The 23,182-nt window shown below is 66.6% G+C and carries 30 protein-coding genes and 1 tRNA gene; 23 read left to right on the top strand and 8 right to left on the bottom strand.

All coding sequences use genetic code 11. The features are described 5' to 3' along the window. Positions 1-100: 100 nt before the first annotated feature. From ACKI2N_RS12485 to ACKI2N_RS12450, 8 genes are all read right to left on the bottom strand, one after another. Positions 101-170 (bottom strand) — tRNA-OTHER (locus ACKI2N_RS12485). A 46-nt stretch (positions 171-216) separates the two neighbouring features. Beyond that, on the bottom strand, positions 217-777 hold the full coding sequence (locus tag ACKI2N_RS12480) for an ssDNA-binding protein (protein ID WP_420996286.1): 561 nt from the start codon (positions 775-777) through the stop codon (positions 217-219). Between the two features lie 4 nt (positions 778-781). Continuing rightward, complete coding sequence (locus tag ACKI2N_RS12475; RefSeq protein ID WP_420996285.1) at positions 782-970, bottom strand: hypothetical protein; 189 nt, start codon at positions 968-970, stop codon at positions 782-784. Further along, positions 960-1,151 (bottom strand): hypothetical protein, encoded by a 192-nt coding sequence (locus tag ACKI2N_RS12470; RefSeq protein ID WP_420996284.1) that lies wholly within the window; start codon positions 1,149-1,151, stop codon positions 960-962. The genes ACKI2N_RS12475 and ACKI2N_RS12470 overlap by 11 nt, the downstream gene beginning before the upstream one ends. After that, complete coding sequence (locus ACKI2N_RS12465) at positions 1,148-2,452, bottom strand: DUF2800 domain-containing protein (protein WP_420996283.1); 1,305 nt, start codon at positions 2,450-2,452, stop codon at positions 1,148-1,150. The genes ACKI2N_RS12470 and ACKI2N_RS12465 overlap by 4 nt, the downstream gene beginning before the upstream one ends. Further along, positions 2,449-3,513: a hypothetical protein gene (locus ACKI2N_RS12460; protein ID WP_426989710.1), complete on the bottom strand. Its 1,065-nt coding sequence runs from the start codon at positions 3,511-3,513 to the stop codon at positions 2,449-2,451. Before ACKI2N_RS12460 ends, ACKI2N_RS12465 begins: the two co-directional genes overlap by 4 nt. Before the next feature lie 29 nt (positions 3,514-3,542). Continuing rightward, positions 3,543-4,019: a hypothetical protein gene (locus tag ACKI2N_RS12455; RefSeq protein WP_420997615.1), complete on the bottom strand. Its 477-nt coding sequence runs from the start codon at positions 4,017-4,019 to the stop codon at positions 3,543-3,545. Between the two features lie 629 nt (positions 4,020-4,648). Next, on the bottom strand, positions 4,649-5,389 hold the full coding sequence (locus ACKI2N_RS12450) for an XRE family transcriptional regulator (RefSeq protein WP_420997614.1): 741 nt from the start codon (positions 5,387-5,389) through the stop codon (positions 4,649-4,651). A gap of 39 nt (positions 5,390-5,428) precedes the next feature. Here ACKI2N_RS12450 and ACKI2N_RS12445 point away from each other — a divergent pair, with 39 nt between their 5' ends. From ACKI2N_RS12445 to ACKI2N_RS12335, 23 genes are all read left to right on the top strand, one after another. Continuing rightward, positions 5,429-5,665 (top strand): transcriptional regulator, encoded by a 237-nt coding sequence (locus tag ACKI2N_RS12445; RefSeq protein WP_420997613.1) that lies wholly within the window; start codon positions 5,429-5,431, stop codon positions 5,663-5,665. A 258-nt stretch (positions 5,666-5,923) separates the two neighbouring features. Next, positions 5,924-6,661 (top strand): hypothetical protein, encoded by a 738-nt coding sequence (locus ACKI2N_RS12440; RefSeq protein ID WP_420997612.1) that lies wholly within the window; start codon positions 5,924-5,926, stop codon positions 6,659-6,661. Between the two features lie 7 nt (positions 6,662-6,668). Beyond that, a complete protein-coding gene (locus tag ACKI2N_RS12435; RefSeq protein ID WP_420997611.1) occupies positions 6,669-9,341 on the top strand; it encodes a hypothetical protein in 2,673 nt (890 codons plus the stop codon). 77 nt (positions 9,342-9,418) lie between these two features. Next, complete coding sequence (locus ACKI2N_RS12430) at positions 9,419-9,748, top strand: hypothetical protein (protein ID WP_420997610.1); 330 nt, start codon at positions 9,419-9,421, stop codon at positions 9,746-9,748. 41 nt (positions 9,749-9,789) lie between these two features. Continuing rightward, positions 9,790-10,359: a terminase gene (locus ACKI2N_RS12425; protein ID WP_420997609.1), complete on the top strand. Its 570-nt coding sequence runs from the start codon at positions 9,790-9,792 to the stop codon at positions 10,357-10,359. Between the two features lie 182 nt (positions 10,360-10,541). Beyond that, positions 10,542-12,068, top strand: a complete 1,527-nt coding sequence (locus tag ACKI2N_RS12420; protein ID WP_420997608.1) for a terminase — start codon at positions 10,542-10,544, stop codon at positions 12,066-12,068. 7 nt (positions 12,069-12,075) lie between these two features. Beyond that, positions 12,076-12,537, top strand: coding sequence for a GNAT family N-acetyltransferase (locus ACKI2N_RS12415; protein ID WP_420997607.1), 462 nt, complete (start codon positions 12,076-12,078; stop codon positions 12,535-12,537). Next, positions 12,534-12,983 carry a hypothetical protein gene (locus ACKI2N_RS12410; protein ID WP_420997606.1) on the top strand — a complete coding sequence of 150 codons (450 nt, stop codon included), beginning with the start codon at positions 12,534-12,536 and terminating at the stop codon, positions 12,981-12,983. Before ACKI2N_RS12415 ends, ACKI2N_RS12410 begins: the two co-directional genes overlap by 4 nt. A gap of 1 nt (position 12,984) precedes the next feature. Further along, positions 12,985-13,314: a hypothetical protein gene (locus ACKI2N_RS12405; RefSeq protein ID WP_420997605.1), complete on the top strand. Its 330-nt coding sequence runs from the start codon at positions 12,985-12,987 to the stop codon at positions 13,312-13,314. Positions 13,315-13,319: 5 nt separating this feature from the next. Continuing rightward, entirely contained in the window at positions 13,320-13,682 is a 363-nt protein-coding gene (locus ACKI2N_RS12400) for a hypothetical protein (RefSeq protein ID WP_156173926.1), read from the top strand. Beyond that, positions 13,683-15,383: a portal protein gene (locus ACKI2N_RS12395; protein ID WP_420997604.1), complete on the top strand. Its 1,701-nt coding sequence runs from the start codon at positions 13,683-13,685 to the stop codon at positions 15,381-15,383. A gap of 8 nt (positions 15,384-15,391) precedes the next feature. Next, positions 15,392-15,721: a capsid staple protein gene (gene gp10 / locus ACKI2N_RS12390; protein ID WP_420997603.1), complete on the top strand. Its 330-nt coding sequence runs from the start codon at positions 15,392-15,394 to the stop codon at positions 15,719-15,721. Positions 15,722-15,763: 42 nt separating this feature from the next. Next, a complete protein-coding gene (locus ACKI2N_RS12385) occupies positions 15,764-16,105 on the top strand; it encodes an endopeptidase (RefSeq protein WP_420997602.1) in 342 nt (113 codons plus the stop codon). After that, a complete protein-coding gene (locus ACKI2N_RS12380) occupies positions 16,071-16,757 on the top strand; it encodes a protease (RefSeq protein ID WP_420997601.1) in 687 nt (228 codons plus the stop codon). Before ACKI2N_RS12385 ends, ACKI2N_RS12380 begins: the two co-directional genes overlap by 35 nt. A gap of 12 nt (positions 16,758-16,769) precedes the next feature. Continuing rightward, positions 16,770-17,819, top strand: a complete 1,050-nt coding sequence (locus ACKI2N_RS12375; protein WP_420997600.1) for a major capsid protein — start codon at positions 16,770-16,772, stop codon at positions 17,817-17,819. Positions 17,820-17,848: 29 nt separating this feature from the next. Continuing rightward, positions 17,849-18,286, top strand: coding sequence for a Bbp16 family capsid cement protein (locus tag ACKI2N_RS12370; protein WP_059413443.1), 438 nt, complete (start codon positions 17,849-17,851; stop codon positions 18,284-18,286). A gap of 12 nt (positions 18,287-18,298) precedes the next feature. Continuing rightward, positions 18,299-18,472 carry a hypothetical protein gene (locus ACKI2N_RS12365; RefSeq protein WP_156173927.1) on the top strand — a complete coding sequence of 58 codons (174 nt, stop codon included), beginning with the start codon at positions 18,299-18,301 and terminating at the stop codon, positions 18,470-18,472. A gap of 63 nt (positions 18,473-18,535) precedes the next feature. Beyond that, complete coding sequence (locus tag ACKI2N_RS12360; protein ID WP_420997599.1) at positions 18,536-19,117, top strand: hypothetical protein; 582 nt, start codon at positions 18,536-18,538, stop codon at positions 19,115-19,117. After that, positions 19,114-19,269: a hypothetical protein gene (locus ACKI2N_RS12355; protein ID WP_420997598.1), complete on the top strand. Its 156-nt coding sequence runs from the start codon at positions 19,114-19,116 to the stop codon at positions 19,267-19,269. The genes ACKI2N_RS12360 and ACKI2N_RS12355 overlap by 4 nt, the downstream gene beginning before the upstream one ends. 3 nt (positions 19,270-19,272) lie before the next feature. Further along, positions 19,273-19,956 carry a hypothetical protein gene (locus ACKI2N_RS12350; RefSeq protein ID WP_420997597.1) on the top strand — a complete coding sequence of 228 codons (684 nt, stop codon included), beginning with the start codon at positions 19,273-19,275 and terminating at the stop codon, positions 19,954-19,956. Beyond that, entirely contained in the window at positions 19,956-22,037 is a 2,082-nt protein-coding gene (locus ACKI2N_RS12345; protein ID WP_420997596.1) for a hypothetical protein, read from the top strand. The genes ACKI2N_RS12350 and ACKI2N_RS12345 overlap by 1 nt, the downstream gene beginning before the upstream one ends. After that, entirely contained in the window at positions 22,038-22,514 is a 477-nt protein-coding gene (locus ACKI2N_RS12340) for a hypothetical protein (protein WP_420997595.1), read from the top strand. It abuts the gene before it with no gap. Positions 22,515-22,516: 2 nt separating this feature from the next. Then, positions 22,517-23,182 (top strand): virion core protein, T7 gp14 family, encoded by a 666-nt coding sequence (locus ACKI2N_RS12335; protein ID WP_420997594.1) that lies wholly within the window; start codon positions 22,517-22,519, stop codon positions 23,180-23,182.

Below are 23,182 nucleotides of genomic sequence, written 5' to 3'. Positions count from 1 at the left end.
CGTTCGGTGTGAGGCGTGTATCGGGCACCGAGCGGTAGCGATCCCGGCCGTTTTGTCGCGCGGCCATTCGCGACTTGGGAGGACGGACGTTCCCGCTTTTTGGTGTGGGCGGTGGGGTTCGAACCCACGACATGCGTGACTCACGTGCTCTGCCGCTGAGCTACACCCACATCAAAAAGGCCTGGCCTGCAGGCCAGGCAAACGGAGGTTGTCTTGTCAGGCGAAGTCCTCCACCTGCGCGCCGGCGCCGAGGTCGTCGAACTCGCTACCGTCCGACCGGCTCGCGCCACCGAAGCTGTCGCCGTCACGGAAGAACTGCACGCCGATCAGACCACTGCGCACGCCAGTGTTCGTGCCGTCCTGCGCGTAGATGTCCACGCTCGCATTGACGTAGCAGCCGGCGTAGGGGCGCCCGACGCCCTCGGTCAGCGGCGCCTTGTTGGTGTCCAGCACCAGCACAGGGCCATCGGCATCCTTGCGATGGCTGGCGAGGTACTTCATGCCCTGGAAGCCGTCGTAGTCGGCCTTGGTATTGCCGTCCATGTAGCAGCACTTGTTGCTGTTGCCGCGCACGCCTGCCAGCACCGATGCAGCCTTCTTGCCGAACTTCTCGGCTGCCACCTTCTCGATCGCGGCTTCGATCAGCTTGTCGTTCTCGCTGCCCGGCACGACGAGGAACGTCGCGCTGCGGCGGAACGGGCCAGTGCCCTGGTACTGCTTGGGGGTCCACAGCGCTTCGATGAAGGCAATGCGCACGTCCTTGAGAATGACTTTCATGGCGTTACTCCTGGCGGAAATAGGTGGGGTACTGCGTTTTCACACGCTTGATCGCAGCATCGACCGCCTTCTGGCGGGCGAACGGATCGTTGGGGTAGATCGTCGCGGCCGCCGCGAGCATCGCGCTCGCTTCGGCCGGGAGCAGGGTCGACAGCGCGACAGTGCGCTGCGGGGTTGGCTGGCTACGTTTCATCGTCGTGCTCCGCGAGCGCGTGGCCCAGAGCGATACCGACCGCGCCCGGGAGCGCGACCAGTACCAGAATCGCGAATGGCATCCACCACGGAGAGCCGTCGCGGGTGCCGGCTGCCAGGGCGATGGCAAACCAGAAGATGCAGTAGGCGACCAGCACGATGCTGGGGAGGATCGTTTTCATGCGAAATCCTCACTGGCCGGTGCCGGGCTGTTGGCCACATTGGCGAAGTCGTCCTCGGGTGGCGTTGCGACGATGGCGGGACGCGGATCGCTGGCCGGGGCCACCGACTTGCCGCCTTCGGCTTGCCCGATCATCTGCTGCAGCTTCTTCCACTGGCGATCACCGAGACGGCCAGCCTTGACGAGTTTCTCGGCCGCCGGCGGCGTGATCAGCTTGAAGCTGTACATCTCGTCCACCTTGAGCCGCATGGCCTTGAGCGCGGCTTCGGCTTCGGCTTCGCTGGTCCAGGCTCGCGCACCCTTGCGGCCCTGCACGAGCTTGTAGCCAGGCACCTCGCGGCCGTTCAGCAGCTCGACCTCGACACTGCCGCGCACGGCCTTGCACCAGGACTCGATCAGATCGATGGCGCGCATGGCCTTGCCCAGCGTCTCGCCGGTCTTCGGGGTCAGCGCCTTGAGCGTCATGGCTTTCTGCTCATCCGACTGGGTGAACGTGGCCAGATTCTCGAAGTCACTGCCCACCTCGTCCTGCACGCGCCGGGCGAGCGCCGGGCACGTGGCCTTGGCCTTGCAGAACTTGCATTGCTTGTCGCCCGGCGCCAGATCGCTTTCCACGAGCGGCGTGGTGCTGTCGACGTAGCGATATGCGCGCGCGGCGGCCATGCGGAGTTCTTCGGCGGCCTCGAGCAGATCCGCGACCGAGCAATCCCACTCGTCCACGCTGTTCAAACGCGGCTGGTGGATCGTCATGCGCACGCGCTTGAACTCGTTCACCAGTTCGAGCTCGCGCAGCGCGCCGAGCGCGTAGAGCGCCATCTGCTTGTTGGGCTTGCGCGGGCTGCTGGGGTCGGCGGGGTCCACCACATAGCTGGCGTAGACCGGCACGCCGCGCCCGAACTTCGCATCGATGATGTGCAGTTCGTCGGGTCGGATCACGACCGCATCCGAGGTGCCGAAGCACTCGGGCACCACATGGCTGATATCGAAGCGCTGTTCGACCAGCAGCTCGGCGCCTTCGGAGACCTGGCGGACGTAATCGATATACTGCTGAACCGCTTCGGCCATCTCGCGATCGCATTCGACCGTGCGGCAGTTGCCGACATCGATGCGCTGGCCGAGGTAGACCGCAGCATCGGTCTTCTCGATCAGGCACATCGCGGACACGGCATGCGCAGCCGTACCCCAGTCGCTGTGCTCGTTGCTGTTGTCGGGCTCGCCGGCTTCAAGGATCACCGAACCGGGGCAGACGGACCAGCGGTCCGCCCCGGAGGGCGAGAGGCGAGCGTGGGAGGGCTCGGTCATACCTCGTCCTCCGGCACAACGACCAGGGTCCCCTTGTCGTCGGCGCGATACCACGTGTTGGCTTCGATGCCGTCCTCGCCCACATACCCGACAGCGACCCGCGGACGCTTTGCGGTGGAATCCCACCAGGCGATGACGACTGCACCATCGGGACCGGCTTTCGCGAGACCATTCCGGCCAATGCTTGCCGCTATGGCGCCGTAGCCCGAGGTCGCGGCGTGGGCGCCGTCGCCCGAGGTCGCGGCGTGGGCGCCGTCGCCCGAGGTCGCGGCGTGGGCGCCGTAGCCCGAGGTCGCGGCGTGGGCGACGGCGCCCGAGGTCGCGGCGTGGGCGACGGCGCCCGAGGTCGCGGCGTGGGCGCCGTAGCCCGAGGTCGCGGCGTGGGCGCCGTAGCCCGAGGTCGCGGCGTGGGCGCGGTCTCCCGAGGTCGCGGCGTGGGCGCCGTAGCCCGAGGTCGCGGCGTGGGCGCGGACTCCCGAGGTCGCGGCGTGGGCGCCGTAGCCCGAGGTCGCGGCGTGGGCGCGGTCTCCCGAGGTCGCGGCGTGGGCGCCGTAGCCCGAGGTCGCGGCGTGGGCGCGGACTCCCGAGGTCGCGGCGTGGGCGCCGTAGCCCGAGGTCGCGGCGTGGGCGCCGGCGCCCGAGGTCGCGGCGTGGGCGACGGCGCCCGAGGTCGCGGCGTGGGCGACGGCGCCCGAGGTCGCGGCTTCCTTGCTGGCCTCGAGCGCGATGCGCAGCCATTCCTTGCTGATCCGCGTGAGCGCGCCGGCCATACCGCCGGTGAACACCACGTTGCCTTCTTCGAACTTGACTTTTTCGCCGTCCAGATCGACGACCTTGGTGCGATCGACCTCGACGAGCTGCCACACTGCGTCGTGCGCACTGCTCAGCAGTCCGTAGTAGCCGATCCCGTCCAGCAGACCGTGCAGTCCCTGGCCGCAGACCGGCTTCGGATCCCAGTCGGGGCACTTCACGGGGCCGCTCTCGGGCCACTGGAAGCCGTTGCGCGAAACCCGGTTCTTGTCGCTGGTACGAATGACCAGCGCGGTGTTGTTCTTCGCCATCGTGGTGTCCTCCTAGGTGGGTTTCGTGGTCAGGCCAGCGCGTCCTCGGGATTCACTTCGCCGTCGATGACCTTGTTGACGAAGACCAGGAACTCCGGCCACTGCTCCTTGCTGAGCTCGGTGGCCTTGGTCACGCCGAAGCGGGAGAGCGTGGCGATGGTCGCTTCACGGCCCTTGTCCTTCGACAGCAACAGCACGCGCGGCTTGATGTCCTTCTCGTAGTCCAGCGCCGGCGCGGCGTCGGACTTCGACTCGTCGGAAGATTTCGACGTGATCGACGCAGACGCTGGCGACGACTTCGGGGTCGTACCCGAGTCGGAGGCCTGCGCGTTTCCCGCGGGCTCCGATGATGCGGCGGCGGGCGTGCTGTGACCGGCCAGGTACTGCGCGGCGGTGAGCGCGTCCTGCAGGTTCGGGGCCTGGGTGTCGAAGGTGGCTTCCGAACCGTCGCTGAAGACACGACGGACGCGCACGGCAACTTCCTTGATGCTGGGAACTGCGGACATGGGTGGTTCTCCTTGGCGGGATGTGGGAGGGTTACTGCGGGGTATCGGGGTGGGTCAGCACGAAGGCTTCGAACTGCGCGTCGTCCAGATCGGTGACGTCGGTCCAGCCGGGGTAGCACTGGCGCAGCACCGCGGCAGGCAGCCAGCGGTAGTCGGTGCGCGCGGGATTCGCGCAGTAGCGGAATCCTCGGCCTGAAGGTTGGTGGTGCTCATCGTCCTGCCCCGTGCGGTTCGTTGTGTAGAGACACTATAAAACAAATGTTTTCCAACATGCAACAACAAAAGTTGTAACCGAGGTCGAGGCAGGATGCAATGTTCTTGTTGAGAACAATAAAAAACCCCGCCAGGGGCGGGGTTCTTCGGGGTCAGAGAGGGTTACTCTGTTTCGCGTTTAGCGATGTGGCGCTTGGCAGCGCGCTGATCTAGGTATCGCTGCCACGCAAGCCGGTAGGATGTGCCCCCGCGCCAGATGACAAAGAGCATTAGGTAGGGCCAGAAGCAAGTCCAGCTCGCTATGTGCATGGCCACGGATTTCTCACCGCTCAGTGAGCGCATCCAAGGAATGGTGGCCAGCCCGATTAAGAACCCTGGTACGAGTCCTGCTGCCAGTTCCACTAGTGAAAAGGTCATCATAGGCCGCCTGCGCCACTTTTATCCCGGACTCGGCCAAGAAGAGTGATGTGCTCTTCAGCGAGTTCTGGGGCTACTTCTTCGTCACGGTACGCCGGGTTCTCGCTGCGCAAAATCAGAGTGCCGTCAAGTTGTCGGAAAAGTCGCTTCACGCGGAGATCATTCCCGTAACGGATGGCGTACACCTTTCCGTCGACAATGCGCGTCGGGTCATCTTCTCCGGTATCCACCAAGACGGTATCTCCAGCGTACAACAACGGTTCCATGCTGTCGCCCGTGATCTTGAAACGCCGGGCGTGCTTGGGCTTGATTCCAGCTTTTTGAAACCATGAGAGTCGATACGAGGCAGGTTCGCTTTCTTCGATGATGTCATAAGCAATCTGTTGCCCATCCCCCGCGCTAAAGCTGACTCGATACTCCGGCACCAGGATGCCGCCCTCTGGTGCCCCATCATCTGGGTGTAGCGCGATGACGCTAGGCGCGCCTACCAGATCCGCCAACGGTACCTCTAGCGCGACCGCGAGTGCTGAGGCAAAGCGAGAGGACAAGCTATCTCGCTTTTCGAGTGCAGCGATAGCTCCCTGAGAAACGTTGCCGCCTGTCAAGGTGGAAAGCTGTTCCTGGGTGAGCCCTTTCGCTTCGCGGAGTCGTTTTACGTTTTTTCCGAGTGCCATGAGGTACAGATTAAAACACTTGTTGTAGGGGGTCAAAAAACAAGTGTTTTTGACGTGTAAAAACATTTGTTTTATTCTTTGTGTCTAGACCACAAGGAGCAGCAGATGAACACGTCCCTCCAGCGAGCAGTTGAAGTAGCCGGGTCCCAGTCTGAACTGGCCCGGCGCATCGGAGTGCGCCAGATGCACGTATGGAACTGGCTGAATCGCTCCAAAGGGAAAGTGCCAGGCGAATACGTCCTGCCGATCGAGAGGGCAACGGGGGTGTCGCGACATGACCTGCGTCCCGATTTGTACCCGCCCGAGCACGCCGCCCCGGTCGCGCCCGAGCAGGAGGGCTGAGCGTGGGCGATACCTTCAATATCTACCGGCACCAGTTTGTCTGTGCCTGCCCCAGCAATGGGCAGACCATCGTGTACCAGCTCGAGATCCAATCTTCGAAATTGATCTACGCCGAGCACATCGTGTCCGCGTGCGCGATGCATCGAAAGCTACCACGAGGCCATCGCGGATGACTTGTACCAGCGTTTCGGTGGACATCAAATTCTGCGCGCACCACCACCACGGCGTGGATATTGAGACGCACCGGGGTGCGCTTTGATGCACTACCACGGCACACCGATCGGTGGCACGCGGCAGGACGTTGCACGGTTCCTGATGGGGCGGCACGCGCTCGTGCCGTACCCGCGACAGGACGACATGGGGGTGGTGGCTGAGGTGTGCCAGTCATTTGTTCTCGACAATGGCGCGTTTTCCATCTGGCGCAAGGGTGGCACGTTGGACGTCGAGGGCTACACGGCCTGGGTCCGCCAGTGGTACCGACATCCGGGCTTTGATTGGGCACTGATCCCCGACGTGATTGGCGGTACCGAGGGTGAGAACGACGCGCTACTCGATGCGTGGCCGGCGGATCTTGTGCCGCATGGCGTACCGGTCTGGCACCTGCATGAGTCCACCGACCGGCTGGCTCGCCTGGCTCAAGGGTGGCGCGTTGTGGCGCTGGGTAGCTCCGGCGAGTGGGCCACGCCCGGCACCCGCGCCTGGTGGGTGCGCATGCGCGAAGCCATTAACGCGATCTGCGATGACCAGGGGCGCCCTCTATGCAAGCTGCACGGTCTGCGAATGCTCAATCCAGACGTATTTTCGAAACTCCCCTTGTCCAGTGCGGACAGTACTAACGCGGGCCGCAACTGCAACCAGCTTGATCGGTACGGCATTTATGTGCCGCCGACGGCTGCACAGCGCGCCGCGATTATTGCCGACCGAGTCGAGCGATTTAGCAGCGCCGGTCATTTCGAACGCACGGACGAGGAGTGGGCGTGCTATTTCGCTTCCTAAGGACGCTATGACCATCTCCCTTACCCGTCTGACCAACGACCGCGCGCAGCTCACCAAAGTCTTCTCGCTCGACGCCGACGGCCGTGTGGTCAAGCACACCAAGGCTTTCCTCGCGCACGGCGAGGTCGAGCGCATCGAGGTGGCCGACCTCCACGGCTTCGCCGCGCTGCTGCAGTCCCTCAAGCACAACCAGGCGCTGGCCTATGGCCTGACCGTCAAGCCGCGCGCCACGGTCGTGACCAAAGACGTGATGCATGAGCACCCCGGCGCCATCGCGCGCAGCCGGGACTACTTCTCGTTCGCCGCGGGCCCGGCCATGTTCATGTGCGACCACGACGCGGACCACGCTTCCGACCCGCTCAACAGCGCCGACGCGCTGCGCGACGCGCTCATCAAGGCGTGCCCGGCGCTGGCCGGCGCGCCGATGCTGTGGTGCGCCAGCAGCTCGTCGTTCATCGAGCGCAACGACGGCGGCGCGCCGGTGACGGGGCTGCGCGGCCAGCGCATGTACATCCCGTTCCTGCAGGGCACCGACATCGAGCGCGCGGGCGCCGCGCTCTACGCCTACACGTGGCTGGCCGGCTACGGCCACTACCTGGTATCGAAGAACGGCCGGCTGCTCGACCGCTCGATCATAGACGGCTCGGTCTACCAGCCCGAGCGCATCGACTTCGCCGCCGGCGCCATGTGCCACCCGCCCCTGGTGCAGCGCCGGCCGGACCCGAAGATCTGGAACGGCGGCGCCGAGGCATTCGATTCCCGGCTTATCCCCGACCTCGACGCGCAGCAGCGCATCCAGCTGAGCGAGATGCAGGCCGCGGCGCGCGCGCGCGTCAAGCCCGAAGCGGACCGCGTGCGCGCGGCCTACATCGAGGACGAGGCCCAGGGGCTGGCCGTCACCCAGGACATCGATATCGACCGCGCGCGGGAGATCGTGCGCGCGGCCCTGGAGGACGAGACGCTCTACGCCGAGTTCGTGCTCATGCCCGAGGAAGGCCGGCCCGTGACCGTGGGCGAGGTGCTGGACAACCCGGCCCGCTGGCACAACAAGCGCTTCGCGGACCCCTGCGAGCCGGGCTACCGCAACGACCGGCGCGTGGCCTGGCTCAACCTGCGCAGCGGCGGGCGACCGTACCTGTGGAGCTGGGCGCATGGCGGCATCCGCTATGACCTGGTGCGCCAGCCGCGGTTGCTCAAGCTGCAGGCGGGCGAGATGTCGCGGCTCGCCGACGACTCGCTCGACATCCTGCGCGCGCAGGGCGAGGTCTTCGACTTCGGCGACGGCGCCATCGCGCGGGTGGCCGAGGGCCGGGTGCACATCGCCACCCCCACCTGGATGCTGGACTACCTGGGCCGCGTCATCCGCTTCGAGCGCTTCGACGGCCGCGCCAAGGACTGGGTGCCGGCCGACGCGCCCGAGAAACTGGCCAAGTTCATCTGCGACCGCACCGGCGAGCGCGGCCTGCCCAAGCTGACCGCGGTCATCACGGCGCCCACGCTGCGCCCGGACGGCACGGCGCTGGACATGCCGGGCTACGACGAGGCCACGGGCCTGCTGTTCCTGTCCGAGGAACGCGACCCGCTGCGCGTGCCGGTGGCGCCGACCTTCGGCCAGGTGCAGGAGGCCTTCGCCGAGCTGTGGGCCCCGTTCGCCATGTTCCCGTTCGCCGACGACGAGTCGCGCGGCGTCATGCTGGCCGCGCTCTTGACGGCGGTGCTGCGCCGCGCGATCCCGACCGCGCCGGGCTTTGCCTTCGACGCGCCGGCGGCGGGCACCGGCAAGACCAAGCTGGCCCAGTGCGTGGCCGTGCTCGGCGGCAACAGCGCCGCCGTGTACGCGCCGCCGCGCGACGAGCCCGAGGCCTCCAAGGCGCTGTTTTCGCTGCTGCTGGGCGGCGCGGGCTGCGTGATCTGGGACAACCTGGTGCGCCCGCTCGAGGGCGCCGTGCTCAACGCCTTCCTGACCGCGGCCGAGTTCAGCGACCGCGTGCTGGGGGCCAGCAGCAACAAGACGGTCCCCAACCGCGCCATGTTCATCGCCAGCGGCAACAACCTGACCGTGCGCGGCGACGCGTGCCGGCGCATCCTGCGCTGCCGCATCGACGCGGCCAGCGAGACGCCGTTCCTGCGCTCGTTCCCGTTCGACCCCCTGGTAAAGGTGCGCGACAGCCGCCAGGTGCTGGTGCGGGCCGCGCTCACGGTCCTACGGGGCTACCAGACCCTGGGCGTGCCGATGGGCGAAGGGGAGCTGGCTTCGTTCGAGGTGTGGGACCAGCTGGTGCGCCAGTGCGTGGTGTGGTGCGCCGACATGGGCGTCGGCGGCGCGGTGGGGCTCAAGGACCCGGCGGCGTCCACCCTGCGCGCGGCGGACGAGAACCCCGAGAAAGTGCTGCTGGGGCGCGTGATGGAAGCATGGCTTGGGGTGTTCGGGGACCGGGCGGTGACGGCGGCGGAGGCGCTGCGCGGGGAGACGGACAGCCTTGAGGAATCGCCAGCACGCGAAAAATTGCGGGGAGCGGTGGAGGAGCTATCGGACGGAGACCGCAATTTCAGCGCTCGGCGTTTTACTGCGTATTTGAACAAGCACCGCGACGAGGTGGTAAACGGACAGTTTTTTGCGAATTCGCAAGATTCGCACGAAAAGGTGCTCAAGTGGAGGGTTAAAACGATCCTCGGCTAGTTTGATTTGCGGGTGTCGCGGGTGTTGCGGGTGTTGTTTTAGCTGATGTGTGGAAACTGTCAGTGTGACAGTTACGTATGTACGACCAAAAAGATACCCGCAACACCCGCAACACCCGCAACACCCGCAACCAGCCCAATCCGCAATTTCTTGCAGGAAAGGAGTTCACCATGACCAAGCGCACGGTAGCGGTCAACGATCAGGGCATGCGTATCGGCGAGGACCATCCACGGGCCAAGCTGACCGACGCCGACGTCGAGCGCATGCTGCAACTTCGCGCTGAGGGGATCGGGTACAAACGCCTGGCCGCGATCTTCGAGTGCTCGCCGTCCTGCGTGCGCTACATCGTCAAGGGTCTGCGCCGCGGGCAGCCCGCAATGGGGTGGCGTGTCGTCGAGAGCGGGTAGGGGTGCACATACCCCGCGAAGGGTGTCGGATACTGCGTGGTATGAAACTTACCCCGGAAAAGCTGACCGCCTTTTGCGCCGCCCTTGCCGAGACTTGCCAAGTCGGCAAGGCGTGCAGGGCTGTCGACATTTCGCGGCAGACCGCGTACCAGTGGCGATCCGAGATGCCCGACTTCGCGGCCGCCTGGGACAGCGCAATGAAGGTCGGTGTCACCGCCCTCGAGGACGAAGCGCATCGTCGCGCCTTCGAGGGTGTCGATAAACCCCTGGCCCACCAGGGCCGCTTCACCTACCTGTTCCGCGAGGTCAAGGACGCGGACGGCAATCCGGCTCTCGACGACCACGGCCTGCCGAAGATGGAACCCGTGCTCGACGAGCACGGCAACCACAAGGTGGCCGCGGTGCGCGAGTACAGCGACACGCTGGCCATTTTCCTGCTCAAGGCCCACGACCCCGAGAAGTACCGCGAAAACAGCAAGGTCGAGCTCAGTGGCCACCTCGCGCTCAACGAGATGAGCGACGACGAGATCCGCGCCGAGATTGCCGCGTTGGGTGTCGCCGGCGTGCTGCCGGGCGCCGCCCATGCCGACGATGGGAGCGACCTCGCGTAATGGTCTGCCAACGATGCGGCAAGAACCGCCCCTCCGCTGACTTTTACCCTCGCAAACGCGGGGGTACCGCGCGCACGACGACCTGCAAGATGTGCGTGAGTAAAGCCAACGCGAGCTACTACGCCAAGAATCGCGCCACCGTGCTCGAACGGGTGAAAGCGCGAAAGCTGGTGTGACGAGCGATGGGAGCGACCTCGCGTAGCGAGCGGGCGCGCCTGGAGCGCGCCCTGCAGCTGGCGCGCGAGCTCAAGCGGCGCCAGCCGTGGATCCCGCTGCCAGGCCCGCAGACGATGGCCTACCAGTCGCAAGCCAAGATCATCGGCTACGGCGGCGCGGCCGGCGGCGGCAAGACGGATCTGGCCTGCGGCAAGGCGCTCACGCGCCACCGCAAGGCCATGATGCTGCGCCGCGTGGGCACCGAGCTCACGGGCATCGAGGATCGGCTCGAAGAGCTGATCGGCAACAAGCTCGGCTACAACGGCCAGAAGAAGATCTGGCGCACCCAGCGCCCCGATGGCCGCCCCCTGCAGATCGAGTTCGCCAGCCTGCCCAACCCGGGAGACGAGCGCGGCTATCAGGGCCGGCCACATGACCTGCTCGTGTTCGATGAGGCGGCCAACTTCCTCGAGGGCCAGGTGCGGTTCCTGCTGGGCTGGCTGCGGTCCGTGGACCCCAACCAGCAGTGCCAGGCCCTGCTCACGTTCAACCCGCCCACAAGCGCGGAAGGGCGCTGGATCATCGATTTCTTCGCGCCCTGGCTCGACCCCAAGCACCCATGCCCGGCCGAGCCCGGCGAGCTGCGCTGGTTCGCGATGGTGGGCGGCAAGGAGATCGAGGTCGTGGACGGCACGCCGTTCCAGCACGACGGCGAGACGATCACGCCCGAGTCGCGCACCTTCATCCCCTCGCGCATCGCGGACAACCCTTACCTGATGGGGACCGGCTACATGGCAACCCTGCAAGCACTCCCCGAGCCGCTGCGCTCCCAGATGCTGTACGGCGACTTCCATGCGGGCATGGAAGACGACGCCATGCAGGTCATCCCCACCGCGTGGGTGGAGGCGGCGATGGCCCGCTGGAAGCGCCGCGAGGTAAAGCCGCGCATGGACTCGATGGGCGTCGATGTGGCGCGCGGCGGCAAGGACAACACGATCATCTCGCGGCGGCACGGCATGTGGTTCGACGAGCTGCTGGCCTATCCCGGCACGCAGACCCCGGACGGCCCCACCGTGGCCGGCCTGGTGATCGCGGCGCGCCGGGACAATGCCCCGATCCACATCGACGTGATCGGCGTGGGCGCGAGCCCCTACGACTTCCTGCAGCAGGCGGGCCAGACCACGATCGGTGTGAACGTGGCCGAAGGCTCGACCGCGACCGACAAGTCCGGCCGGCTCACGTTCCCCAACCTGCGATCCCAGTACTGGTGGCAGATCCGCGAAGCGCTGGACCCGGCCGCGAACAATGGCATCGCGCTGCCGCCCGACCAGCGGCTGCTAGCTGACCTGTGCGCGCCGCGGTGGCGTCTGCAGGGCAAGGCGATCTGCGTGGAGAGCCGCGACGAGATCATCAAGCGCATCCAGCGCAGCCCGGACTACGCCAGTGCGCTGATCCTGGCCCTGATCGACACGCCGCGGCGCGAGGATCTGCCGGGTGCACATACCTTCGGCGCGCCGCCATACGATCCCTATGCCACGTTGATCCATCGCTAGGAACCCCATGTCTCCCGCCACTGTTGTCCGCCACTGCAGCGTCTCTGACGTTGAGTCGTCGCCCGATCTGGGCGGGCTGCTTGCCGAGTACGGTGCGGAATCTGGCGTTCCTGAACTGGGCCCCCCGATGGCCCAGATGCAGACCTACCGACAGCTCGAAGCCGCAGGCGTCTTCAGCGTCTTGGGTGCCTTTCAGGGCGAGAAGCTGGTGGGCTTCGTGACCGTGCTCAAGGCCACGCTGCCGCATTTCGGTCGGCAAGTTGCGATCACCGAATCCCTGTTCGTGACCAGCGAGGCGCGCAGTACGGGCGCCGGGCTGGCGCTGTTGCATTCGGCGGAGTCCTTGGCGCGCGAACAGGGTGCGGAAGCTCTCCTTGTCAGCGCGCCGGCCGGTGGGCGCCTGGAAAGGGTGCTGCCGGGCGTCGGGTACCGCGAGACTGGCCGCGTGTTCTTTCGGGAGCTGATGTGATCCCCGCGATTGCGCCACCCGCTCGTATCGCGCCAATGCGCGCGGAGGACATTGAACAGGTACGTCGCCTGGAGCGCGCGCTGCTCGCGGAGCCACAGGTGGATCTGCAGTACCACCATGTGCTCCACGCCGGCATGTACGCGCGCACGGTCCGCATTCCGGCCGGCGTCGTCATCACCGGCGCGCTGATCAAGCTGGCCACCATTCTGGTCGTCAACGGGGACGTAAGCGTGTTCATCGGCACGGAGACCGTGCGGTTGCAGGGCTATCACGTCATTCCGGCCTGCGCCGGGCGCAAGCAGGCATTCCTCGCCCACACGGCAACGGATCTCACGATGGTGCTGTCCAGTCGCGCCAGCACAGTCGAGGAAGCCGAATCCGAATTCACCGACGAAGCCGACTTGCTGCAGCCGCGCAGTTCGTCCTTTGCATTGGCAGGAGACTGATATGTCCGGGGTTACTTCCGCTACCGCTATCGCTGGCCTGGCTGCTGCTGCCATCTCTGCAGGGGCCACGGTCTATTCCTCAAACCAGCAGCGCAAGGCAGCGGAGAGCGCGGCCAAGGCCAGCCAGCAAGCCGCGACGGCGGCGCCCAGCGCCACGCAGTCGGCCAAGGCGCCCAGCACGCAGGCGCAGAACAATGCTGCCGGCATCGACAACTCGGCCGTGAACACGGGCGCGGGCAACACCCTGCTGACCGGTGCCACGGGCGTGGACCCCAACCAGCTCGGCCTCGGGCGCAACACGCTCGGCGCCAACACGCTGCTGGGAGGCTGATGCGCATGTGCACGCCCGCCATCATGGACCCGGCCGGCATCTTCAAATCGGCGCCGCAGATCGCTGACCCGCTGGGGCTCTCGCGCACCCGGGTGGGCGATCCGCTTGGGCTCATGAAGAGCACCTGGGCCGAGTCCGATGCGGTCAACAAGCCGAAGGACGCCACCACCGGCGCGACCACACAGACCGCCACCAGCGCCGCCCAGGCGCCCAAGTACGCAGGCGCAGCCACTGCCGGCAACGCTGCTGGCGCCTCTGCCAGCGCCGGCAGCACGCTGCTCACTGGCCCCGGCGGCGTGCAGCTGGACCCCAACCAGCTCGCGCGCAATGCACTCGCGCTGGGCGGCAACACCCTGCTCGGAGCGTAAATGGCCGACTACTCGCCCACCGCACCGACCATCCCGAACCTGCGCCGCCGCTACGGTGCGCTCGATACCGAGTGGACCTCGTGGCGCGACGTGTACGGCCAGCTGTCCGACTTCGTGTTGCCGTTCGCTGGCCGCTTCGAGGAAACAGACCGGAATCTAGGTAATCGCAGGTATGGGTCGATCTACGATTCGACGGCCACCCGCGCGCTCAACGTGCTCGGCGCCGGGCTGATGTCCGGCATGTCGAGCCCGGCGCGGCCGTGGTTCCGGCTGGGCACCGCCGATCCGGATCTGGCCAGCTTCCAGCCGGTGAAGCTGTGGCTCAACGATGTGCAGCGCCGCATGCTGGACCTGTTCCAGCGCACCAACGTTTACCAGTTCCTGCACTCGGCCTACCTCGAGCTGGGCCTGTACGGCACAGCCGCCACGTTCCTGGCCGACGACTTCGACAGCGTGCTGTACGGCTACCCGCTGACCTGTGGCGAGTACCGGATCAGCGCGAATTACCGCGGCGAGGTCGACACGCTAGCCCGCAAGTTCCAGAAGACGGTGGCGCAGATGGTGCGCGAATTCGGCCTGGCCAACTGCAGCCAGGCGGTGAAGAGCCTGCACGCCGCCGGCAACTACGATGCGTGGGTGACGATCTACCACCTGATCGAGCCGCGCGCGGACCGCGACACGCGCAAGGGTGACGCGGCCAACATGCCGTTCGCGTCCTGGTACTGGGAAGAGGGCGCCGAGAGCGACAAGTCCTACCTGCGTGAATCGGGGTTCAAGACCTTCCCCGCGATCTGCCCACGCTGGCAGCTGTTCGGCAGCGACATCTACGGCAACTCGCCGGGCATGGTGGCGCTGGGCGACATCAAGCAGCTGCAGCATGAGCAGCTGCGCAAGGCTGAGGCCATCGACTTCCAGACCAAGCCGCCCCTGCAGGTGCCGGCCGCGCTCAAGAACCGCGACGTGCAGATGCTGCCCGGCGGCGTGACCTACTACGACGGCGCCGGCACGCAGTCGAGCATCCGCACGATGTTCGACGTGAACCTCAACCTGTCCTACCTGCAGGCCGACATCCAGGACGTGCGCCAGCGCATCAATGCATGCTTCTTCGTGGACCTGTTCCTGATGCTGCAGGGCCAGGACCAGACGCAGATGACCGCCACCGAGGTGGCTGAGCGCCACGAGGAAAAACTGCTCATGCTCGGCCCTACGCTTGAGCGGCTGCACGACGAGGCCCTGAACCCGCTGGTGGAGCGCGCTTTCGCCCGCATGCTGTCGCTGGGCCTGCTGCCGCCGCCGCCGCAGGAGATGCAGGGGCAGGAACTGAACGTGGAGTTCATCTCCATGCTGGCGCAGGCGCAGCGCGCCGTGGGCGTGAACAGCACCGATCGGTTCGTCATGGGCCTGGGCACCATCGCGCAGATGAAGCCCGAAGCACTCGACAAGGTGGACGCCGACCAGTACGTCGACCTCTACGCCGACCAGCTCGGCGTCGACCCTCGCATCATCGTCGGCAACGAAAAGGTGGCCCTGATCCGCCAGCAGCGCGCTCAGCAGCAGCAGGCCGCCGCGATGGCCGCCGCCACGCAGCAGATGGCGGCCACGGCCAAGGATCTGGGCTCGATCGATACCGCGCAGCCGAACGGCCTCAGCGACCTGATGAACCTGACCAGCGGCTACACCCTGCCGCAGTCCTACCAGTAGAGGCAGCCATGCAGCTCGTGTCGATGAAACTCAGCCCGGCCGAGGCGAAGGAAGAGAGCGGCATCGCGCCGTCCGCAGAAGACGCGCCGGGCTATCCGTACGGCCTGTGCCTGGACCTGGACGACGAAACGCTCAAGAAGCTCGGCATCACCGACATGCCTGCCGTGGGCAGCACCATGCAGCTGATCGCCCGCGTGCGCGTGACACGCATCTCGCAGTACGAGAACCAGGAGGGCGCCGACGCCTGCCTCGGGTTGCAGATCACCGACATGGCCCTGGAGCCCGCGGCGCCGGCCGCGCGCAGCGCCAGCGATATCGCCACCAGCCTCTACGGCTAAGGGTGCACATACCTCCGCCCGCGGCCCTTATTCTCCGAACACATGACCGGCTACAACCCTATGGACACGCGGGCGCAAGAGCGCGCCTCCCAGGAGCGGGCGAAGCAAGCCCAGCAGATGGAGCGTGCCCTTTCGGATGACCTCAACCGGATCATGAGCAACAAATCGGGCCGGCGGTTCGTGCTCCACCTGCTGAATCTGGCGGGCACCTACCGCTCCTGTTTCGACCCCAATGCGCTGCAGATGGCGCGGATGGAGGGGGAGCGCAACGTGGGGTTGAAGCTCCAGGCGCTGATCGAAGCAGTCTGCCCGGACCGCTATTTGGAAATGCTTTCGGAGCATATGAAGCATGAGCGAAGCAACGACCGGTCAAACGCAAACTGATCCCGGCGCAACCCCCGCCGACGGCGCGGCCGCGACGACTGTCCTCACGGACGGCGCCGCGGCACCCAGCGGCGAGCAGCAAGCAGCATCGCAGACCGAGGCCCAGCCGGGCGACGGCCAGCAGCCCGGTGCCAAGGAAGGGGAGGCCAAGCCCAAGGAGGGCGAGGAAACCCCCGCAGCCAAGGCACCCGAGCAGTACGAGGACTTCGCCGCGCCCGAGGGCGTGGAGATGGACGCGGAACTCACGGGCGAGCTGAAGACCATCGCCAAGGAACTGGACCTCACGCAGGAGCAGGCGCAGAAGCTGGCGGACCTCGGCGCGAAGCACGCGCAGAAGATCACCGGCGCGCAGACCGAGGCACTGGCCCGCGCCCGCGAGACGTGGGCCGAGGAAGCCCGGTCCGACAAGGAATTCGGCGGTGCCGAGTTCGACGCGAACATCGCGGTGGCCAAGACGGCCGTCGACCAGTTCGTGAGCCCTGCGCTGAAAACGATGCTGAACGAGACCGGTCTCGGCAACCACCCGGAGTTCATCCGGACGTTCGTCAAGATCGGCAAGGCGATCAGTCAAGACCGGTTCGTGGGCGGGAAGGGTGCTGCGGCGCCACGCTCGACTGCAGACCGTCTGTATTCGAAAACGACATCGAAATAAGGAGCCTTCGACATGGCGACCCTTCCGAGCAATGGCGGCGCAGTCACCCTGACCGACTTCGCCAAGTCGATCAACCCCGACGGTTCCGTCGCGGACGTGATCGAGCTGCTGACGCAATCGAACGAAGCGCTGCTGGACATGACGTGGAAGGAGGGCAACCTGCCCACTGGCCACCGCACCACGGTCCGCACCGGCCTGCCCACCCCGACGTGGCGCAAGCTGTACCAGGGCGTGCAGCCCACCAAGTCCAAGCGCGCGCAGGTGGACGACGCCTGCGGCATGCTGGAAGCGCGCAACGAGGTCGACAGGGACCTGGCCGACCTCAATGGCAACAGCAGCGCGTTCCGCCTGTCCGAAGCCCAGGCCGAGGTCGAAGGCATGAACCAGGCCCTGAGCCAGGCGCTGTTCTACGGTGACACCACCGTGACCCCGGAGCGCTTCACCGGCCTCGCGCCGCGCTACTCGTCGCTGACCGCGCTCAACGGCGGCAACATCGTCGACGGCGGCGGCACCGGCTCGGACAACGCTTCCGTATGGCTCGTGGTGTGGGGCGAGAACACCGTCACCGGCATCTATCCCAAGGGCTCGCAAGCCGGGCTGCAGCACCAGGACCTGGGCGAGATCGACGCCTTCGATCAGCAGACCCCGCCGGCGCGCTTCCGCGCGTACGCGGACCTGTGGAAGTGGAAGTGCGGCATCACGGTGCGCGACTGGCGCTACGCGGTGCGCATCGCCAATATCGACATCTCTGACCTCGTGGGCCAGACCGGCACGCAGGCGCCGACCGCGGCCACCGCGCTGCTCAAGCTGCTGATCCGCGCGATGGCGCGCATCCCGATGATGGGCATGGGCAAGCCGGTGTTCTACGCCAACCGCACGGTCAAGGAATGGCTGTCGATCGCCGCGCTGGACAAGTCGCAGAACGCGCTCGCCATCCGCCCAGCCATCGACCAGTTCGGCCAGGTCGTGCCGGGCAGCCTGGGCAACGGCACGCTGACGTTCCAGGGCGTGCCCATCCGCACGGTTGACCAACTGCTGTCCACCGAAGGCCGCGTGGTCTAAGCGCCAACCGAAAATACGGAGTCGACACCATGATTCTCGATACCCAAGAAACGTTCTCGCTGGCGCAGTCGATCGCGGCGGCGGCCGGCGATGTGGTCTCCACCAATGTCTACGACACCGGCGCGCCGGCGGATGTGGGCATCGGCGAAGAGATGTACCTCTACGTCCGCATCGGCACCACGGTCACTTCCGGCGGCGCGGCCACCGTGCAGGTGGTGCTGCAGACCGACGACAACGTGTCGTTTTCCAGCCCGACCGAGTACCCGATGTCCAGCGCGCTGGCCCTCGCGGCGCTGTCGGCCGGCGCGGAAATCGTCAAGTCGCGTCTGCCCATCGGCCTGGAGCGTTACCTGCGCGTGGTCTATCGCATCGGTACGGCCACCACCACGGCCGGCGCCGCCGATGCGTTCCTGACCAAGGACGTGCAGGCCAACAAGCCCTACGCCTCGGGCTTCACCGTTCAGTAAGGAGACACCAGCATGTTGGTACGCGCAACCGCACAAGGCTATGCCGGCAAGGACGGCCACCAGCTCCGCGAACCGGGCGACGTCTTCGAGGTCGAGGACGGCGCCAAGGCAACGTGGTTCGTCCCCGTCGAGAAGGACGAGAAGCAGCAAGCCACGCGCCGCGGCAAGGCCGAAGACCTGGCGTAACGCCCGCGCCGCAGGCACGAACCGACGGGGGCCTCGCGCCCCCGTTCGCACAAGGAGAAACAGATGACCAATGGCGGTATGGTGGTCAGCTCGCTGATCGATGCGCAAGGCTGCGTGGTTGGCTATGTCGATCGGTTTGGCCGGGAGCGTGATCTGGCAGGCAACCTGTTGCCGGGTGGCTACCGTCCGGCGCCCGGCGCGTTCCTGACCAATCAGCGCCTGTGGCAGTCGGGCGCGCCGGTCTCGGTGACGGGCACCACGTCCGAGACGGTCCTCGCTACGATCCCGATCCCGGCCGGGGCGATGGGGCCGAACGGCGCGCTGCGGATTACCGCCTACTGGAGTTACCCGAACAACGCCAACACAAAGAACCTGAAAGTCACTCTAGGAGGTGTGTCTGTCGTCAGCGTGGGGCGGACTACATTTGCTTCGGACTATTGGTTGCTATCGCTCATCAACCGTGGATTACAAAACTCGCAGGTTCGTCCAGTTTCTCCGTTCCCTTACGGATCTGGCGCCAATGGCATGAGCCCTATGGCGGTAGATACATCGGTTGCACAGAATCTGATTTTCAGTGCACAACCCGCCAACGCCGCCGACACGATCACCCTCGAAGCCTACACCGTGGAGCTGCTGAACCCATGATGACGATCCCGGTAGTGAACATCGGCGCGAAGGGCGATGACCTGCTTCTGGCCCCGGCGCAACCCTTTCCCGCAGACGCCATTGCTATCGTCTGCGACGGGCAGCAGTACACGGTGTATCAGCGCGGGGACGAGATTCCCGCCACGGAATAAGTCATGGCCTCCGAAGTCGACATCTGCAACATGGCGCTGTCCCGGCTGGGCGACCAGGCCACGGTCTCCAGCATCGACCCGCCGGAGGGCAGCCCGCAGGCCGGCCACTGCGCGCAGTGGTATCCGATCTGCCGCGACCTGCTGCTGGAGATGCACACGTGGTCGTTCGCCACCACGCGCGTCGCGCTCGCGCTGCTGAATTCGGACTGGCCTTCGTGGCGCTTCACCTACGCCGCGCCGGCCGACTGCATCAAGCCGTGGGCGGTGCTGCCGCCCGACGCGCTCAACGACTATGCCGTGCGCTTCCCCACAGCGGACGTCGGGTTCTTCCCGCTGCCCGAAGATCGGGTGGTCGGCGCCGGCGCGGCTTACGTGCCGCAGGATTTCAGCGTGGAGTCGGCGGACGACGGCACGACCGTCATCTACACGAACCAGAAAAACGCGATCCTGCGCTACACCAAGCAGGTGACGGACCCCACGAAGTTCACCCCGCTGTTCGTCGATGCCTTCGGCTGGCTGCTGGCGTCGTATCTGGCTGGCCCGATCATCAAGGGCGACGCCGGCGCGCAGGCGGCGCAGACCGCGTATCAGGCATTCCAGGGCGCGCTTTCGCGTGCCACCACGTCGAACGCCAATTCGCGGCAGAACACCCCGGTGCAGGTGGTGCCCTGGATGGCGAGGCGCTGATGCCCAACGTCCGCACCCTCGACCGGTCGTTCGCAGGCGGCGAGATCAGCCCGGAGATGTTCGGGCGCGTGGACCTCGCCAAGTTCCAGACCGGGCTTGCCATCTGCCGCAATTTCATCGTGCTGCCGCACGGCCCCGCCGTGAACCGGCCGGGCACGGAGTTCGTGCGTGAGGTGAAGGACAGCACGAAGCGCACGCGCCTGGTGCCGTTCTCGTTCAATACCGAGCAGACTTTCGCGCTCGAGTTCAGCCCCGGCGCGATCCGCTTCCATACGATGGGCGCCACGCTCGAGTCGTCCCCCGGCGTGCCGTACGAGGTCGCCACGCCCTACGCGGAAACCGACCTGTTCGATATCCACTACGTGCAGTCGGCGGACGTGCTCACGCTGGTGCACCCGGGCTACCCGCCCAAGGAACTGCGCCGGCTCGGCGCGCTCAACTGGACCCTGACCGATATCACGTTCCAGCCCAACGTCGGGCCGCCCACGGCCCTGGCCGCGGTGGCGAGTGGCCCGGGCGGCGGCACGCCGGTGGCGCAGACCTATGCGGTGACGGCCGGCAAGCTCGACGGCAACCTGTTCGACGAGTCCATCGCCTCGGGCACTGCCACGGCGGCCATCGACCTGAACATCGTCGGCAACATTATCACCCTGAACTGGGCCGCGCCCGGTGGCGGCGCCGACCGGTACAACGTCTACAAGAGCCAGAACGGGGTATTCGGCTACATCGGGCAGGCGGTGGGCACGACGTTCATCGACGACAACATCACGCCCGACACGTCGCGCACGCCGCCCAGCGGCGTCAACCCATTCGTGGGCGCCGGCAACTACCCGGCCGCGGTCTCCTACTACGAGCAGCGCCGTGCGTTCGCCGCCACTGTGAACCGGCCGCAGACGGTGTGGATGACCCGCTCGGCGACCGAGAGCAACCTCACGCAGTCCCTGCCGACGCGCGACGACGACGCTATCGTGTTCCGCATCGCCGCGCGCGAGGTCAACGCCATCCGCCACCTGGTGCCGCTGGCGACGCTGGTGCTGCTGACCGCCAACGCGGAATGGCGGATCCAATCCACCGACTCGGGCCCGCTCACGCCGAGCACGGTCTCGGCGCGCCCGCAGAGCTACATCGGCGCCAACAGCGTGCAGCCGGCCGTGGTCGGCAACAACATCCTCTACGCCCGCGCGCGCGGCGGGCGCGTCAACGAGTTCTCCTACGCCTACGACGCCCAGGGCGGCTACCGCTACGTCTCGGCCGACCTGTCGCTGGTGGCGCCGCACCTGTTCCAGGGCAAGCAGATCGTGGACATGGCCCTGGCCAAGGCCCCGTATCAGGTCATGTGGGCCGTGTCGTCCGACGGCGACCTGGTGGCGCTGACCTACGTGCCGGAGCAGCAAGTCAGCGGCTGGCACCACCACGACACGCTGGCCGGCGCCTTCGAGTCGGTGTGCGCCGTGGGCGAGGGTGACGAGGACGCTATCTACGTGGTGGTGCGGCGCACGATCAACGGGCAGACGGTGCGCTACGTGGAGCGCTTCCAGACGCGCCAGCTCAGCGACCAGGCGCATGCGTTCTTCGTCGATGCCGGTGCGCGCTACGATGGCGCGCCGATCAGTGGTGTCGTGACCGGGCTGGCGCACCTCGAAGGGCAGACCGTGAGCATCCTCGCCGACGGCGCGGTGCTGCCGCAGCAGGTCGTCAGCGGCGGCGCGATCACGCTCGACAACCCGGCCAGCGTGATCACCGTCGGCCTGCCGATCACCGCGGACCTGCAGACGGTGCCGCTGTCCTTCGAGACGCAGGCCCTCGGGCAGGGCCGCGCCAAGAACGTGAACAAGGTGTGGTTGCGCGTGGTCGACACGCTCGGCCTGCGTGTGGGGCCCAGCTTCGACGAGAAGCAGCTGGCCGAACTCAAGGTGCGCACCACCGAACCATACGGTATGCCGCCGGGGCTGCAGACAGGCGAACTGGAGCAGGTGCTGTACCCCTCGTGGGGGCAGGACGGCTCGGTCTGCATTCGGCAGACGGCGCCGTTGCCGGTGACGCTGGCGGCCATGTCGATGGAAGTGGCAATCGGAGGCTGAATGGCGCTGATCGAAACGCGGTGGCCGACCGAGCAGGACGGCCGCGACCTGATAGACCGGCTGCGGCCCGACGATCTGGCCGAACTGCAGGCCACGCTTGGTGAGGACGCCGATTTCCATGCCGCCATGCGCGAGATCCTGCAGCGGTCTTCGCACGCGTGGACGATCCTGGTTGACGGCAGGCTTGGGATGATCGGCGGCCTGGTGCCTACCTCGACCCTGCTGGGCGGCGCCGAAGCGCAGCCGTGGATGATGGGCACCACCGACATGGAACGCCGGCCGGGTGCACTTACCAAGGTCGGCATTCGGTACCTTGCCATCATGAAGGGCTGCTATCCGCGCCTGGCCAACTACGTGGATGCGCGCAACGCGAAAAGCATCCGCTGGCTGAAGCGACTCGGTTTCACCGTGCACGCCCGCACCGTTCCGATGGGCCCCTACGGCCTGCCATTCCACCCCTTTGATATGGACGCCTGATCATGTGTTTCGCTACCGGGGGCGCCACCGCTGGCGCGGGAGGCGCATCGCTGCTGGGTGGCGCCTCCGCCGGTGGCGGCGGTAGCTGGGCTTCCCTGTTGCCGGCCGTGGTTGGCGCCGCCGGCAGCGCGGCCAGCGCGGGGAACGCCACAGCCGGCCAGCAGACCGTGGCGCGGTACAACGCGTCCGTCGCCGATCGCAACGCCGGCCTGGCCGAACTGCAGGCGCAGGACGCCGAACGGCAGGGCGTGACGCAGGAGATGCGCTTGCGCCAGCAGACCGCGCAGTTGCGCGGCAAGCAGCGCGCGGCCACGGCCGCCAATGGCGTCTCGCTGGCGGAAGGCTCGCCAGTGAACATCGCCGCGTCGACCGAGTACATGCGCGACGTGGACATCGACACGATCCGCAACAACGCCGCGCGCGCCGCGTGGGGCTACCGGGTCCAGGCCGACAACTACCGCGCCAACGCGAGCGCGTACCGCGCCGGCGCGGATGCGGTCAGCCCCACAGGCTCGGCCGCCACGTCGTTGCTGGGCAGCGCCAGCGGCGTGGCGTCGAAGTGGTACGACCTCTACAAGAACGGGGCCTTCAGCAATGGCGCGCCGGCGGTTTCTGGTGGCGGGCGCGGTACTTACACGATGGATACTCAGTACCCGGACCAGGAATAA

Origin of the sequence: Cupriavidus sp. 30B13, from assembly GCF_049059565.2 — a bacterium.
Lineage (GTDB): Bacteria > Pseudomonadota > Gammaproteobacteria > Burkholderiales > Burkholderiaceae > Cupriavidus.
Note: the sequence above shows the minus strand (reverse complement) of the source record. Positions and strands in the feature narration are given on the sequence as shown.

Bases quoted from the DNA above. Each gene is read 5' to 3' on its own strand.
- gp10 (WP_420997603.1), top strand. From the start codon at position 15,392: ATGCAGCTCGTGTCGATGAAACTCAGCCCGGCCGAGGCGAAGGAAGAG.
- ACKI2N_RS12345 (WP_420997596.1), top strand. From the start codon at position 19,956: ATGCCCAACGTCCGCACCCTCGACCGGTCGTTCGCAGGCGGCGAGATC.
- ACKI2N_RS12385 (WP_420997602.1), top strand. From the start codon at position 15,764: ATGACCGGCTACAACCCTATGGACACGCGGGCGCAAGAGCGCGCCTCC.
- ACKI2N_RS12340 (WP_420997595.1), top strand. From the start codon at position 22,038: ATGGCGCTGATCGAAACGCGGTGGCCGACCGAGCAGGACGGCCGCGAC.
- ACKI2N_RS12355 (WP_420997598.1), top strand. From the start codon at position 19,114: ATGATGACGATCCCGGTAGTGAACATCGGCGCGAAGGGCGATGACCTG.
- ACKI2N_RS12365 (WP_156173927.1), top strand. From the start codon at position 18,299: ATGTTGGTACGCGCAACCGCACAAGGCTATGCCGGCAAGGACGGCCAC.
- ACKI2N_RS12415 (WP_420997607.1), top strand. From the start codon at position 12,076: ATGTCTCCCGCCACTGTTGTCCGCCACTGCAGCGTCTCTGACGTTGAG.
- ACKI2N_RS12360 (WP_420997599.1), top strand. From the start codon at position 18,536: ATGACCAATGGCGGTATGGTGGTCAGCTCGCTGATCGATGCGCAAGGC.
- ACKI2N_RS12400 (WP_156173926.1), top strand. From the start codon at position 13,320: ATGTGCACGCCCGCCATCATGGACCCGGCCGGCATCTTCAAATCGGCG.
- ACKI2N_RS12460 (WP_426989710.1), bottom strand. From the start codon at position 3,513: ATGGCGAAGAACAACACCGCGCTGGTCATTCGTACCAGCGACAAGAAC.
- ACKI2N_RS12375 (WP_420997600.1), top strand. From the start codon at position 16,770: ATGGCGACCCTTCCGAGCAATGGCGGCGCAGTCACCCTGACCGACTTC.
- ACKI2N_RS12465 (WP_420996283.1), bottom strand. From the start codon at position 2,452: ATGACCGAGCCCTCCCACGCTCGCCTCTCGCCCTCCGGGGCGGACCGC.
- ACKI2N_RS12430 (WP_420997610.1), top strand. From the start codon at position 9,419: ATGTACGACCAAAAAGATACCCGCAACACCCGCAACACCCGCAACACC.
- ACKI2N_RS12370 (WP_059413443.1), top strand. From the start codon at position 17,849: ATGATTCTCGATACCCAAGAAACGTTCTCGCTGGCGCAGTCGATCGCG.
- ACKI2N_RS12380 (WP_420997601.1), top strand. From the start codon at position 16,071: ATGAGCGAAGCAACGACCGGTCAAACGCAAACTGATCCCGGCGCAACC.
- ACKI2N_RS12435 (WP_420997611.1), top strand. From the start codon at position 6,669: ATGACCATCTCCCTTACCCGTCTGACCAACGACCGCGCGCAGCTCACC.
- ACKI2N_RS12475 (WP_420996285.1), bottom strand. From the start codon at position 970: ATGAAACGTAGCCAGCCAACCCCGCAGCGCACTGTCGCGCTGTCGACC.
- ACKI2N_RS12470 (WP_420996284.1), bottom strand. From the start codon at position 1,151: ATGAAAACGATCCTCCCCAGCATCGTGCTGGTCGCCTACTGCATCTTC.
- ACKI2N_RS12440 (WP_420997612.1), top strand. From the start codon at position 5,924: ATGCACTACCACGGCACACCGATCGGTGGCACGCGGCAGGACGTTGCA.
- ACKI2N_RS12455 (WP_420997615.1), bottom strand. From the start codon at position 4,019: ATGTCCGCAGTTCCCAGCATCAAGGAAGTTGCCGTGCGCGTCCGTCGT.
- ACKI2N_RS12335 (WP_420997594.1), top strand. From the start codon at position 22,517: ATGTGTTTCGCTACCGGGGGCGCCACCGCTGGCGCGGGAGGCGCATCG.
- ACKI2N_RS12420 (WP_420997608.1), top strand. From the start codon at position 10,542: ATGGGAGCGACCTCGCGTAGCGAGCGGGCGCGCCTGGAGCGCGCCCTG.
- ACKI2N_RS12445 (WP_420997613.1), top strand. From the start codon at position 5,429: ATGAACACGTCCCTCCAGCGAGCAGTTGAAGTAGCCGGGTCCCAGTCT.
- ACKI2N_RS12395 (WP_420997604.1), top strand. From the start codon at position 13,683: ATGGCCGACTACTCGCCCACCGCACCGACCATCCCGAACCTGCGCCGC.
- ACKI2N_RS12350 (WP_420997597.1), top strand. From the start codon at position 19,273: ATGGCCTCCGAAGTCGACATCTGCAACATGGCGCTGTCCCGGCTGGGC.
- ACKI2N_RS12450 (WP_420997614.1), bottom strand. From the start codon at position 5,389: ATGTTTTTACACGTCAAAAACACTTGTTTTTTGACCCCCTACAACAAG.
- ACKI2N_RS12405 (WP_420997605.1), top strand. From the start codon at position 12,985: ATGTCCGGGGTTACTTCCGCTACCGCTATCGCTGGCCTGGCTGCTGCT.
- ACKI2N_RS12425 (WP_420997609.1), top strand. From the start codon at position 9,790: ATGAAACTTACCCCGGAAAAGCTGACCGCCTTTTGCGCCGCCCTTGCC.
- ACKI2N_RS12480 (WP_420996286.1), bottom strand. From the start codon at position 777: ATGAAAGTCATTCTCAAGGACGTGCGCATTGCCTTCATCGAAGCGCTG.